The organism is Ruegeria sp. CH6, assembly GCF_056537005.1.
This window is the reverse complement of the sequence record NZ_JBQFQS010000002.1, coordinates 40,371-53,407: the sequence shown is the minus strand read 5'-3', so window position 1 is coordinate 53,407 and position 13,037 is coordinate 40,371. Positions and strand designations below refer to the sequence as shown.

Sequence of the window (13,037 nt, the reverse complement as noted above, 5' to 3'; positions counted from 1 at the left end):
AAATGGCGATTGCGCAAACCTGCGCATCGCGGCTAAATGATCGGGTCTGGTCCTGCCGGAGAAATCCGGATGCTAAGAGGGAATGTGGTGCGACTTCGTCTGAGGTCAAAGCCAAAGCCGCCCCCGCGACTGTAAGCGGTGAGCCCCTGTTCAACCAGCCACTCCCGATTTCGGGGGGAAGGCGAACAGAGGCACCGACCCGCGAGCCAGGAGACCTGCCAGGCGAACATAGAAACACCAGCCGTCGGGTGCGACGGCACTGGAGGACAAGAAATGACGACACAAACTCAAACAGCATCTGCTGCAAAGACAGGCTTTCTGCCGGTAATGTTCGCAGTGGTTCTGGGCCTGGGAATCATCACCCTGACCGGACATGTTCAGGCATCTGGCTTGCATGACGCTGCACACGACGTGCGCCACGCAACCGGTTTCCCCTGCCACTAAGCAGATGTTCAGTCGCATTCTGACCAGCGCGTTGTTCGCTGGTGCTGCAGCGGGGCTGATTGCCGCCTTGCTGCAGCTTGTATTTGTGCAACCCGTTCTGTTGCACGCCGAGCTCTATGAGTCCGGTGAACTGGTGCATTTCGGTGGAGAAGCAGTCACGGCCCATCCCGAGCTACCGGGCATGTTCTCTGAGCTGACACGCGACGCGCTGAGCGTCATCTTCACCATGCTCACCTATACCGGTTACGCACTGGTTCTGGTTGCCCTTATGTCTGTGGCCGAAGGTCAGGGTCACAAGATCGATGGTCGCACAGGTGTTCTGTGGGGTCTGGCGGGCTTTATCGCGGTTCACTTTGCACCCGGCTTTAGCCTGGCACCCGAAGTTCCTGGCGTTGCTGCTGCAGATGTTTACGCACGGCAAGTCTGGTGGTTCGCCACCGTCGCGGCTGCGGCGGTTGCCATGTGGCTGATTGCGTTTGGTGGCAACATCATCAGCTACGTGATTGCGGCAGCGCTGCTCGTTGCTCCACATCTGATCGGCGCACCCGAACCGGATGTCTTCACCGGACCGGTCCCAACCGAAATCGGCGCTCTGTTTGCCGCACGTGCCTTTGGCATCGGCCTTGTCGCATGGGTTCTGGTTGGCGCATTTGCCGGCTACTTCTGGCAAAGCGAAGGCAAACGCGCCGAAGCAGCAGCCTGATACCCCAACATGTCATCCCGCCGGGCTCTGCCCGGCGGGTTCTTTTTTGGCTCAAGGAATAGAAATGGCTCGCTCACTTGCCCTCTTTGCAATTGGTCTGGTCTTTGGCGGCGGCGCTGGTTTCGTTCTCGCCGCGGCCAATGGCGTCACATTTGACGGCCACGACCATGCGGACCCCAATCAGCATGGCGGTTCTCATGCCGAAGCCATGGCGCATGATCATTCGACCGCCATCAACCTGCCTGCCGGTCAGGATGCGCCCGGTCTGGAAATTACGGTAACGCAGGACCCAATGGCCGGATGGAACCTGCATGTCATGCCTCGGAACTTTCGGTTTGCGCCCGAAAACGCCTCTGCTGCGGACAATCCCGGTGAAGGTCACGCACATGTCTACGTGAATAGCACGAAACTCGCCCGCCTTTATGGCAATTGGATGCACATCTCCGATCTGCCCAAGGGCGAGGTTGAGATTAAGGTATCGCTGAATGCCAACAGCCACAGCCCGCTGATGGTCGAAGATGTGCCGGTCAGTGCTTCGGTAACTGTACAGGTGGACTAAAGCGCCGGAATACGCGCCCGCAAACACAAGCGAAGCCGCCCGCATGGTCGGGCGTCTTCGATCCAGCCAGCGGGGCTGTCCAGATACGCTCGACAAGTCGCAGCAATATCATCCGCATCTGCAACGATATCGATCCCCGAAAAAACATATGACGCCATGCCTTCGCCCTGCAGGGCGATCGACGTGGGTTCGCTACATCCACTGAAACAGGCGTGTTCTGCGATTTCGATCTCCGCCGCAAGGTCGATACCGGTCAATGCCGCTTGTACGGCTTGCCGTTCGGCATCACGATCGCGCGTGCCGGAACAACTGGTGCAAATTAATAGCCGGGTCTGCGCCAAATACGTTTCACCTTAATCTTGAGTTCCGCTGTTTCTGAAGCTTTCAGCGCTGTGACACAAGCCCGTGGTCGCGATGAGCGCACGAGAATGTGAGTGCACCGGAAAGTGATATCTGGCATCAATCTCACACTCAAACCCTTGGAGGTTGCTTGATGAAATCGCTATGGTCTGTGCTTTGTCTGTTGGCTCTGCCCGCATGGGCTGAGTTTACGGAACCACTTTCTGGCTGGGCTGTCTATCTGACCGACAAGAGTTATCAGGAGCTCGTAGACGATACAAAGAGCGCAGTGAAAGAAAACGGTCTCATCGTGGTAACGCAGGCCGGACCGACCAAAGCGGCCGCTGCCCGCGGGATTACGATCCTCGGAAATCGCGTGATTGGCGTTTTCAACAATGACTATGCAGTTCGCGTTCTCGAGACTTCGACAGCGGCTATGATCGAAGCCCCGATCCGGTTCTATGTAACCGAGAATGAAGATGGCACAGCCACCCTGTCCTACAAAACGCCCAGCTTTGTATTTGCCCCATATGTCTATGAGGGTGGTGAGCCTTTGGCCGACATTGCCGAAGAATTGGACGATAAGTTTCAGGCCATTGCTGAAAGCGCAGTCAAATAGTCACACTGACGTGATGCGCCTTGCGTCCCGGGGCGTCCTCCGCAATCTGCTGCGTAACACGAATTTCGGAGCATGACTGATGCAGGACCTGTCCCCCCGCGCTGCTGATCTTTTGGCCCAAAGGCTGTATGAGGCCGGTTGCCGCCACGCATTTGGTATGCCCGGCGGTGAGGTTCTGACACTGGTCGATGCGCTCGAACAGGCTGGAATCACCTTCCATCTGACCAAACACGAAAACGCTGCGGGATTCATGGCCGAGGCCGTGCATCACCGCGATGGCGCACCCGCCATTCTGGTGGCAACACTTGGTCCGGGGGCGATGAACGGCATCAATGTGGTTGCGAATGCGCTGCAGGACCGGGTGCCGATGATTGTACTGACCGGCTGTGTCGATGCAGATGAGGCGCTGACCTACACGCATCAGGTCATGGACCACAGTCAGGTCTACCGGTCCATAACCAAGGGGACCTTTCTGCTGACCGCAGAAGGCGCTGACATCATCGCTGACAAAGCGGTATCACTGGCCAATCAACCCCGCCCCGGCCCCGTGCACATTGATGTGCCGATCTCGGTCGCTGACACCCGCGTCAGCAACAGCAAACGCCGCCGCCTGGCAAAACCCGCTGCCGTTGCACCAGAGGGTGACTGTCTGGAAAAAGCCCGCCGTTGGGTGGCCAATGCAGAACGACCCCTCGCCATCATCGGCCTGGATGTTCTGTATGATGACTCTCGCAGTGTCGTATGCGCGTTTCTGGAACACTTCGGGATTCCCTTTGTGACCACTTACAAGGCCAAGGGGATCGTGCCCGAGGACAACCCGCTATGTCTAGGGGGCGCGGGGTTATCTCCGTTGGCCGATAAGCACTTGGTGCCTCTGGTTGAACAAGCCGACCTGATCCTCTGCTTGGGATACGATCCAATCGAGATGCGCCCCGGCTGGCGCGAGATCTGGGATCCCGAAGACAAACGCGTGATCGATATCTCTGCGGTGGTGAATGATCACTACATGCATCAGGCGGGTCTGAACCTGGTTGCTGACACCGCTGCCACACTCGAAGCCATCGCAAAAGGCAACCCGGCACGGGCGACATGGCCTGATGGAGAGCCGGAGCAAGTTAAAGAAGCGCTTAGCAAGGCTTTTCCAAGTGACGACGAATGGGGCCCTGCCGCAGTAATAGCCGAGACACGGAATGTACTGCCCAAGGAAACGCTTGCCACAGCTGACAGCGGTGCGCACCGCATCCTGCTTAGCCAAATGTGGCAGTGCCACGAGGCGCGCGGGCTGATCCAATCGTCGGCACTTTGCACGATGGGTTGTGCCGTTCCGATGGCAATTGGCCTCAAACTGGTCGAGCCGGATCGCCCGGTCATCAGCTTTTCAGGGGATGCGGGATTCCTGATGGTGGCCGGTGAGCTATCCACCGCCGCTGAGATGGGCGGAAATCCCATCTTCCTGGTTTTCGTCGACGCCAGCCTCGCGCTGATCGAATTGAAGCAACGACAGCGCCAAATGGGCAATCGTGGGGTGGATTTCGACCGTCACGATTTTGCCGCCATGGGACGCGCGTTCGGCGGGTACGGTCATACCGTCCGAAACCGTGAGGAACTGCGAACGGCATTGGATGCGGCTGTGAAAGCCGATCGCTTCACTGTCATCGCGGCAGAAATTGACCGTGGAGGGTATGATGGCCGGATCTGAGGGGCCACTGAAGGGCGTCAAGGTTCTGGACCTGTCCCGCATTCTGGCCGGTCCAACCTGCACACAATTGCTGGGTGATCTGGGTGCCTGCGTGATCAAAATTGAAAACCCGGCCACGGGCGGCGATGACACTCGCCAATGGGGTCCGCCTTATGTCGAGGATACCGACGGTAATCGTTCGGACCTTAGTGCCTATTTCATGGCCGCCAACCGCAACAAGAAATCCGTCGCGATTGACATCACGACCTCTGAGGGACAATCGGAAATTCGTCGATTGGCCTCGCACGCCGATATCCTGATCGAGAATTTCAAACCCGGCGGGTTGGCAAAATACGGTCTGGACTACGAGACCTTGTCAAAAGATCTACCGGGGCTCGTCTACTGTTCGATCTCAGGCTACGGACAAACCGGCCCCAACTCGGCCAAGCCGGGGTATGATCTCATGGCGCAGGGCTACGGCGGCATCATGTCACTGACCGGCGAGCCCGAAGGCGCACCTATGAAAGTAGGAGTTGGCATCGCGGATGTGATGTGCGGGATGTATGCCAGTGTTGGGATTCTGGCAGCCTTGCGCCACCGCGACCTGACCGGCGAAGGGCAACAGATCGATCTGGCCCTTGTCGATGCTCAGGTTGCATGGCTCATCAACGAAGGCGTCAACTACCTGACATCTGGCAGCGTACCGCAGCGGCGTGGGAACGGTCATCCCAACATCGTCCCTTACGACGTTTACGAAACTGCAGATGGGCATGTTATTTTAGCAGTCGGAAATGACAGCCAGTTCCGGCGTTTTTGTGGGTACATCGGGCTTCCGGAACTGGCCGACGACCCACGCTTCGCAACCAATCCGGCGCGACTGGAGAACCGTGACGCACTTAACGCAGTGCTGCGTCCGGCGATGCAGAAGGTTGATACAAGCTCTGCAATCAATGCGCTGGAGGAATTGAAAGTTCCCGTTGGACCAGTGCAGTCGCTGGATCAGGTTTTTGGCACCGAACAGGTTGCTGCAAGACAGATGCAGATCGCCATGCAGGCCGATCCGGGTAAGGTTCAACTGATCGGAAATCCACTCAAACTCTCGCGCACGCCTGTAACATATCGCACTGCACCACCTGTGTTTGGTGCCGATACTCGGGCCGTTCTGGATGCCGAAAACCCATTTGAGGATTGAAACACTCTGATCATTTAGGCGGCATGTTGCTGAAACATGCCCTTGAATCGGCGGTTTTTTTCGCTTTTTACGCACACAGCTTTTCACCAATTCGAGAGCAGGGTCGATACTGTTACGACCCGCCCGCAGACTCTGATAAATCGAACAGTGTCAAATATCGCAAGCAGATTGGACCCAAGTATGAAACAAGACGTTTTTGGACAAATGAACACTCTGACCAAGCCCGAGAGCGTCGAGGCCTGGGATGGTGTTCTGCTTGGGTTCATGGCGCATGCGGCAATCACACCCCAACATTTGGGCAAAGTTCTGGAGCTGGAAACTGATTTCGCATTGGGTCACGCGATCAAGGGGCTGTTCATGGTCTTGCTGGGTCGGCGTGAAATGCTGCCGGTCGCGGCAGACGCACTTACCGCCGCCAATACCGCAATGGAGCGTCAGCCCGTTTCTGCCCGTGAAAAACAGTATGTTGAGGCTTTGGCACTTTATCTTGCCGACCTTCCCTCGCAGGCCGTGCAAAAATTCGAAGAGATACTAAGGTCACATCCGCAAGATACGCTTGCGATGAAACTAAGCCATGCGACCCGTTTCGTTCTGGGGGATTCGCAAGGCATGCGTCGCTCGATCGAGCGGGTGCTGCCCACCTACGAACCCGACCACGCGGGCCGTGGCTATCTGCTGGGCTGCCACTCATTCGCGCTGGAAGAGACCGGTGCCTACGAAAAGGCCGAAATCGCCGGGCGTCAGGCTCTTTGGATGGTTTCAGATGATGCGTGGGGCCTGCACGCGGTCGCGCATGTGCACGAGATGACGGGTAATGCGCAACTCGGCCTCGACTGGCTGGCAGGACGTGAAGCCGCCTGGGCGCACTGCAACAACTTCCGCTATCACGTCTGGTGGCACAAGGCGCTGATGCATCTGGATCTTGGTCAGGTTGATCGGGTGATCGAACTTTACGATCAGAGCATCCGCAAAGACAAAACCGACGACTATCGCGATATTTCAAATGCCACATCGTTGCTGTCCCGACTTGAGCTGGAGGGCGTAAATGTCGGTGATCGTTGGGAAGAACTGGCCGACCTCAGCGCCGCTCGGACCGAAGATGGTTGCCTGATCTTTGCCGATTTGCATTACCTGCTGGCGCTGACCGGGGACAATCGCTCGGATGCGACCGGGAAAATGCTGCAGCGTATTCAGAAAGACGCTGGTCGCAACCATGGGGATACGCCCGTTCGCATGTCCGATCCGGGTGTAGCAGCCGCCAAGGGGCTTGAAGCATTTGGCGATGGGCAATACGGAGCCGCGTTCGACTTTTTGTCAAGCGCGCGCGGCTCGATGCAACTGGCGGGTGGAAGCCATGCCCAACGCGATGTATTTGAACGTATTACTATCGACTCCGGTCTTCGAGCAGGCCAATTGGATGCGGTTGAACGCATTCTTGATGACCGGCGCGCCAAGCGTGCCGGAGGCGAGGACAACTATGCACTGGCACGCCGCGCCCTGATTGATGCGGCGCGTGACAGCGGCGACGCTCAAAGCGTCCCAGCCGAATAATAACAACAAGACGACCAAGAAGGACTGAAGACCCGTATGGCGACAGCATCGCCCGCTTCTGATTTTGCACCGGTTGCGGCCCAGGCCGCAGCCCCTGCCCGCACGCGCGATCCGCGTCTGGATTTCTATCGCGGTATCGCGATGTTCATAATCCTGATCGCCCATATCCCCAACGATCCCTGGGCCAGGTGGATTCCAGCCCGTTTTGGTTTCTCTGACGCGACAGAAATCTTCGTTTTCTGCTCGGGCATGGCATCTGCCATCGCCTTTGGTGGCGCCTTCCTACGCAAAGGCTGGTGGCTGGGAACCGCGCGCGTGACCTTCCGTATCTGGCAGGTCTACTGGGCCCATATTGGCCTGTTCTTCTTTGTTGCCATGTCAATGGCTGCACTGGACCTTTCGGGGGTGTTCGAAAAAAGCTATGTTTCATCTCTGAATCTGCAGCATTTTTTCAACGACCCGATGCCGCAACTGGTGGGCATTTTCACGCTCACTTACGTCCCGAACTACTTTGACATTCTGCCGATGTATCTGGTGGTGCTGGCGATGATGCCGTTGTTCATGGGGCTATCGAGAATTGGTTTCTGGGCTGTCGCTGTCACATCAGTCGCAGTCTGGCTGGTTGCGCAGACAGGTGTGTTGGCATTGCCTGCCGAACCTTGGTCCCAGCGCCAATGGTTCTTTAACCCATTCGGTTGGCAACTGCTGTTTTTCACAGGCTTTGCGTTTATGCGCGGCTGGATCCCGGCCCCACCGGTTTCTAAAACACTGATCTGGGCAGCAGCCCTGTTTCTGATTCTGTCAGCCCCGTTTGGGTCATGGAAAGTGTTCCTTTGGGTACAGGCGGCCGCACCTGATCTTGCTACCGAAATCCGCAAAATCTGGCCCCTGACTGCAGAGCTTCGCGATAAGACGGATTTCGGTCTGTTCAGGTACATGCACTTCCTTTCATTGGCCTATCTGGGCTGGGTCGCAGCCGGCGAGCATGGACATCGCCTGATCGCGACGGGTCACAGCGCTGGCGCGCGTGTCTGGCAATTGGTTCTGAAACTGATCACTAAAGTCGGGCAGCAATCTCTTGCCGTCTTCGTATTTTCCATGGCAGCCGCACGACTTATCGGCGTAGCCCTGGATCAGACTGGGCGGGAATTTGCCAGTGTATTCGCAGCCAACATGATTGGCTTTGCCATGATCATCGGCGTGGCCTATGTGGCCGCTTGGTTTAAGTCACATCCTTGGAAGACTAAAAAATGAATTTAACACGTCGCGCATTTCTCGCGTCGAGTTCGGCGCTTTTTCTTGCCCCGGCCACCTTTGCAACTGGTGGTGAGGTGCCCTTTGACCGCAATGATGTCATCGCACTGGCCCGTGATCTTGCCAGCCGGCCGTTCGAAGAACGCGCTATGGTACCGACAGAATGGCAGGAGCTGACTTATCAGCAATACCGCTCGATCCGGTTCAGACTGGACAGGGCTCTGTGGTATGAAACCGAAACGCCATTCAACATCGATTTCTTCACGCCGGGTCTGTACTTCCCGCGTACAGTTCAGGTTTCGACCGTTGAAAACGGCATGACTAAGCCGGTCGAATTCGATCTGGCCATGTTCGACAAATCCGAAGATGTACCACAACTACCGGTGGACGAGACTCTGGGCTTTTCCGGTCTGCGCCTGCGCACCGAGATGCACCGCCCTGGCAAAACCGACGAATTCTGCGTCTGGCAAGGTGCCAGTTACTTCCGCGCTATCGGCCTGCACGAAGTCTATGGGCTGTCGGCCCGCGGTCTGGCCCTGAAAACCGGCGACCCGGACGGTGAAGAATTCCCCGAATTCATTCGCTTTTGGCTGGAACGCCCGGAACCGGGGCAGCGTAACATGATTGTACATGCGCTGATGGACAGCCCAAGCGTAACCGGTGCCTATCGGTTCGACGTCACCGCCGGTGCTGATTGCGTTATGGATATCGAAGCCACTTTGTTTCCGCGTGAGGAACTGCCTCATGTGGGAATTGCCCCCGGCACGTCAATGTTTCTGTACGATCAGACCAACCACAGCCGATTTGATGATTTCCGCCCCGCTGTTCACGACAGCGACGGATTGCTGATCAGCAATGGCGCAGGTGAGGTGATCTGGCGCCCGCTGGCAAACCCGACACGATTGCAGATTTCGTCCTTTGTCGACACCAATCCGCAAGGGTTTGGTCTGATGCAGCGCAAGCGCGAATTCTCGGATTATGCCGACCTTGAGGCGCTTTATCACAAGCGCCCAAGCCTCTGGGTAGAGCCCAAGGGTGATTGGGGTAAGGGCAGTGTCACACTGGTTGAAATTCCGGCAGACCAAGAGATCTACGACAACATCGTTGCCTATTGGCGTCCGGCAGAACCCTATGCAGCGGGTTCGCAGGTCGAAATGTCTTATCGCCTGATCTGGGGCGAAGAGCCCCAGCGCACTGCGATGCCTAGGGTCATCAACACCGCGATGGGCGAGAACACCTTTGGCGAAGGTCGTCTTGCCGTCATCGACTTTGAGGCCAGCGAATTGTTCGAAGACCCCAAAGCGATGACAATCTTCGTCGATTCACCACACGCCGAGACGTCTGATGGCGTATTGCAACGCAATCCAGACACCGGAGGTCTGCGGCTGGCATTCTCATTCGAGCCCGGCGATCGGGATCATGTGGAACTACGCGCACAACTGAGACTTGGGAAACAGCCGGCTTCAGAGGTCTGGCTGTACAGATGGACCTCATGAGCCAAGACCTGCATATCATGCCACCTGAGGCACCCTTGCAGATGCCTGCACAGAATTTCAGTGCAGGTTTTAGGGATGCACAGGCACCATCCAATCATGGAAAGGCGTCTGCTGGGTTCTGGCGTGCACTGGCTTTTTCACCAGCCATGGTGGCAACGCTGGCCCTATTGTGGGTCATGAGCGATTGGTTCGGAGCCCAGGGAATAAATGTAATCGAGGCGATCCTGCTCGCGTTGATCTCATTCAATTTCTTCTGGATTTCCTTCACGGTCTGCACAGTTTTGCTGGGAATGGTGTCCCTGTCCCGACAGGAACAACCCGTCCGGCAGGGACGCTCGCAACCTTTGAAGGTTGCGTTGCTGATGCCGGTCTACAACGAAGTCCCTTGGTTTGTGCTGGGCAATGCCCGAACGATGCTTGAAGAACTGCGTGCCCGCGGTGGCCAACATCAATATTCGATGTTCATCCTGTCCGATACACGCGACCCTGAAATTGCCGCACAGGAACAGGCCAGTATCGAAGCACTGCGTACGTCTCTCGCACCGGATCTGGAACTCTATTATCGCCGTCGCGAACAGAATACCGATCGCAAGGTTGGCAACATCGCCGATTGGGTCAGCCGTTGGGGTGCGGACTGGGATGCAATGCTGGTTCTGGACGCCGACAGCCTGATGACCGGGCGCGCCATTGCGCGCCTGACTGATGCACTTGCGCGCGACCCCGGTGCCGGGCTGATCCAAAGTTATCCTCAGCTGATCGGTGCCCAGTCAGTCTTTGCGCGGATGCAGCAATTCGCCAATGGTGTTTACGGCATCGCATTTGCCGAAGGTCTCGCTCGCTGGTGCGGGCAGGAAGGCAACTATTGGGGCCACAACGCCATTATCCGGACCAAGGCATTCGCCAACTGTGCGGGGCTGCCCAAGCTGCGCTCGTTCAGCGGGCAGGAAAAGCTGATCATGAGCCACGACTTTGTCGAGGCAGGATTGATGCGCCGCGCCGGTTGGGGTGTGCGGTTCCTGCCGCGCATTCGCGGCTCGTACGAAGAAACGCCACCAACGCTTATCGACCATGCGATGCGAGATCGTCGCTGGTGTCAGGGCAATCTGCAGCATTTGAAACTGCTGGGCTCTGCCGGTTTCCGTGCAGTGTCCCGCTTTCATATGTTCCACGGGGCGGTCGGCTATCTCATGTCCCCGCTGTGGTTTGCGCTTTTGGTGATGTGGGCGCTGATTGGTCAGGGCAAAGAAGCTTCGGTTCTGCATTATTTTAGCCCCGACAATCCGTTGTTCCCGCAATGGCCGGAGATGACCGAGACGCGTCATGTCCTGATCATTCTGGTCATGTACGCCATGCTGCTGGCTCCAAAGGTACTGGGCGTCGTCGCCCTGCCCCTCAGCGGCGTGAGTTATGCTGATTTCGGCGGCGGGCGACGCTTCTTTACCTCGTTCCTTGCCGAGGTGGTCTTGTCGATCCTCTACGCCCCAATTTTGATGGTACAGCAGATGATCGCTGTATTCCGCACTGCTTTGGGCATTCAAAAAGGCTGGTCCCCACAGGCACGCGATGGCGGGACTTATGGTCTGCGAACACTTATCCTTTGCCACACGCTTGAAACCATCAGTGGTGTGGCGTTGAGCGCTGGAATCATGGCCGGGTTGGTTTCTGTCTGGTTGGCACCGATTGCCATCAGTCTCGCACTGGCTATCCCACTTTCCGCATTAAGTGGCGTGTCAGCAGGCACCGCGCGTCGCATGGTTGGCATGCGTGAAGACTTCCACGAGCCTGCGATTACACGACTGGCGCGCCGTCATCGTGATGAGCTTAAAAAGGTGATCGAGGGCAAGGGTGTGATGACCCCGGCAGAGTAATTAACTGCCGGGTAAGCCTTCGTACCAATCCAGCATCATTTCAGCCCAGCCTTTTGGAACCGTGTGTCCACCGGGGAAAAGGGCAAACTCCAGCGCGCTGCCCTCGGCGCACCGGGTCCATTTCCGTCGCATGAATTGATCGGTTGTGCCAAATGCGTCCGGGCGATTGTCGACGCATTCGTTAGCTGCACGCCAGATTTCGAGCCCCGCAAAAATATCGCCCTGTTGGAAACGGCCGCCACCCAGAAAGCGTCCCTCCAATGGGACAACATTATCCGTCCATCCATGCGTGTGAAAAAGACGCACCGGACCGTCGCAAGCCTCCGGGTGGGGTCGCCAGAAGCCACCGGAAACAGGAGCATAGGCAGAAAACGTATCCGGAGCGGCGCAAGCCAGATAGTTCACCATGAACCCGCCAGCCGAGAACCCGCCCAAAACAATCCGATCGCTATCAACCCCAAACCGTTCGGCTGCGTCCTGCACGACTTCGGTCAGGAACGCGGTCTCGTCGCGCCCTTCCCAGCCGGGGAAGAAATTCCAGCTTTTGCGGCCGTTGCGCAGCGCACCTTCGGGCGCCATCACCGCATATCCGCGTGCCAGCAAAGGTTCGACCATACCGCGATTGTTCATCGTCCCGGTTCCGCTTCCGCCATATCCGTGCAGGAATACAACCATCGGAGGGTTCTCTGTGTCCGGCAGTTCGATGAAGTAACCCCCGGATGCGGTCTCGCACATGTCTTCAGGGGCTCCGCAATCGGCTATTGCTGTCTGTCCGAAAAACACAAAAGGCAATGCCAGCCAGTGCTTTCTGCTCATCACGTATCCTCTTTGTATGCCCCGACCGGCAATCCAGTCCGCACCCAACCCGGGCCAGCAACGGACCCCAGCATTCCTTCGGGCACGTCAATGATGTTGGTAAAACCGGCCTCGGTCAGTCGATTGCTCATTCTAGCAGACCGGACACCGCGTGCGCATATCAAGGCAATTTTGGTGTTTCGGTCACCATCACTCAACTGATCCAGGACCTGTTCAAAGTCTTCACGACGCATATCGACCGGATAGGCCCCTTCACCGATACCTGTCGCAGCCCATTCGCGTGGCGTTCGGATATCGATCAACAGGATCTCACCCTTGGTGGCTTGATTGTGCGCTTCGGCAACGGTGATCTGTCCGCCTGTATAATCAGGCGGGATCAACCGGTATTCGCGTACGGCGAACCCTGCAGCGATGACCGCTCCGCCGCCTATCAAAACCCAACGCCTTGTTCGATTTACGTTTGCAGTCACGCTGCACACTCCTACAAATCACGTAGGTTCTAACATAGACCTGTTCTT

General features: G+C 57.1%; 13 protein-coding genes and 1 riboswitch. Of the genes, 10 read left to right on the top strand and 3 right to left on the bottom strand.

Annotated elements, in window-relative coordinates; genetic code table 11:
• Positions 1–30 precede the first annotated feature (30 nt).
• Positions 31–237, top strand: a riboswitch (cobalamin riboswitch).
• A 36-nt stretch (positions 238–273) separates the two neighbouring features.
• The 3 genes from ACR0CW_RS04525 to ACR0CW_RS04515 all read left to right on the top strand — a co-directional run bounded on the left by ACR0CW_RS04525 (position 274) and on the right by ACR0CW_RS04515 (position 1,706).
• The gene (locus ACR0CW_RS04525; RefSeq protein WP_155151693.1) at positions 274–444 is read left to right on the top strand and encodes a CbtB domain-containing protein; all 171 of its coding nucleotides are present in this window, start codon (positions 274–276) and stop codon (positions 442–444) included.
• Positions 445–448: 4 nt separating this feature from the next.
• Positions 449–1,147 carry a CbtA family protein gene (locus tag ACR0CW_RS04520; protein ID WP_480739855.1) on the top strand — a complete coding sequence of 233 codons (699 nt, stop codon included), beginning with the start codon at positions 449–451 and terminating at the stop codon, positions 1,145–1,147.
• 64 nt (positions 1,148–1,211) lie between these two features.
• Positions 1,212–1,706 carry a hypothetical protein gene (locus ACR0CW_RS04515; RefSeq protein ID WP_480786962.1) on the top strand — a complete coding sequence of 165 codons (495 nt, stop codon included), beginning with the start codon at positions 1,212–1,214 and terminating at the stop codon, positions 1,704–1,706.
• Here ACR0CW_RS04515 and ACR0CW_RS04510 read toward each other — a convergent pair.
• Positions 1,703–2,047 (bottom strand): DUF1636 family protein, encoded by a 345-nt coding sequence (locus tag ACR0CW_RS04510; RefSeq protein ID WP_155151703.1) that lies wholly within the window; start codon positions 2,045–2,047, stop codon positions 1,703–1,705. The genes ACR0CW_RS04515 and ACR0CW_RS04510 overlap by 4 nt on opposite strands.
• 152 nt (positions 2,048–2,199) lie before the next feature.
• On the opposite strand from ACR0CW_RS04510, the gene ACR0CW_RS04505 reads away from it, so the two are divergent.
• The 7 genes from ACR0CW_RS04505 (at position 2,200) to mdoH (ending at position 11,703) form a co-directional block, all read left to right on the top strand.
• Entirely contained in the window at positions 2,200–2,664 is a 465-nt protein-coding gene (locus ACR0CW_RS04505; protein WP_480786961.1) for a DUF302 domain-containing protein, read from the top strand.
• 79 nt (positions 2,665–2,743) lie between these two features.
• A complete protein-coding gene (locus tag ACR0CW_RS04500; protein WP_480786960.1) occupies positions 2,744–4,363 on the top strand; it encodes a thiamine pyrophosphate-binding protein in 1,620 nt (539 codons plus the stop codon).
• Positions 4,350–5,534 (top strand): CaiB/BaiF CoA transferase family protein, encoded by a 1,185-nt coding sequence (locus ACR0CW_RS04495; protein ID WP_480786959.1) that lies wholly within the window; start codon positions 4,350–4,352, stop codon positions 5,532–5,534. The genes ACR0CW_RS04500 and ACR0CW_RS04495 overlap by 14 nt, the downstream gene beginning before the upstream one ends.
• A 180-nt stretch (positions 5,535–5,714) precedes the next feature.
• On the top strand, positions 5,715–7,085 hold the full coding sequence (locus ACR0CW_RS04490) for a tetratricopeptide repeat protein (RefSeq protein WP_480786958.1): 1,371 nt from the start codon (positions 5,715–5,717) through the stop codon (positions 7,083–7,085).
• 36 nt (positions 7,086–7,121) lie between these two features.
• On the top strand, positions 7,122–8,339 hold the full coding sequence (locus ACR0CW_RS04485; RefSeq protein ID WP_480786957.1) for an OpgC family protein: 1,218 nt from the start codon (positions 7,122–7,124) through the stop codon (positions 8,337–8,339).
• Positions 8,336–9,835, top strand: coding sequence for an OpgD/OpgG family glucan biosynthesis protein (locus tag ACR0CW_RS04480; RefSeq protein WP_480786956.1), 1,500 nt, complete (start codon positions 8,336–8,338; stop codon positions 9,833–9,835). The genes ACR0CW_RS04485 and ACR0CW_RS04480 overlap by 4 nt, the downstream gene beginning before the upstream one ends.
• On the top strand, positions 9,832–11,703 hold the full coding sequence (gene mdoH, locus ACR0CW_RS04475; RefSeq protein WP_480787450.1) for a glucans biosynthesis glucosyltransferase MdoH: 1,872 nt from the start codon (positions 9,832–9,834) through the stop codon (positions 11,701–11,703). The genes ACR0CW_RS04480 and mdoH overlap by 4 nt, the downstream gene beginning before the upstream one ends.
• On the opposite strand, the gene ACR0CW_RS04470 is transcribed toward mdoH, so the two are convergent.
• Entirely contained in the window at positions 11,704–12,519 is an 816-nt protein-coding gene (locus ACR0CW_RS04470) for a CE1 family esterase (protein WP_480786955.1), read from the bottom strand.
• A complete protein-coding gene (locus tag ACR0CW_RS04465; RefSeq protein WP_480786954.1) occupies positions 12,519–12,989 on the bottom strand; it encodes a rhodanese-like domain-containing protein in 471 nt (156 codons plus the stop codon). The genes ACR0CW_RS04470 and ACR0CW_RS04465 overlap by 1 nt, the downstream gene beginning before the upstream one ends.
• Between the last annotated feature and the right edge of the window lie 48 nt (positions 12,990–13,037).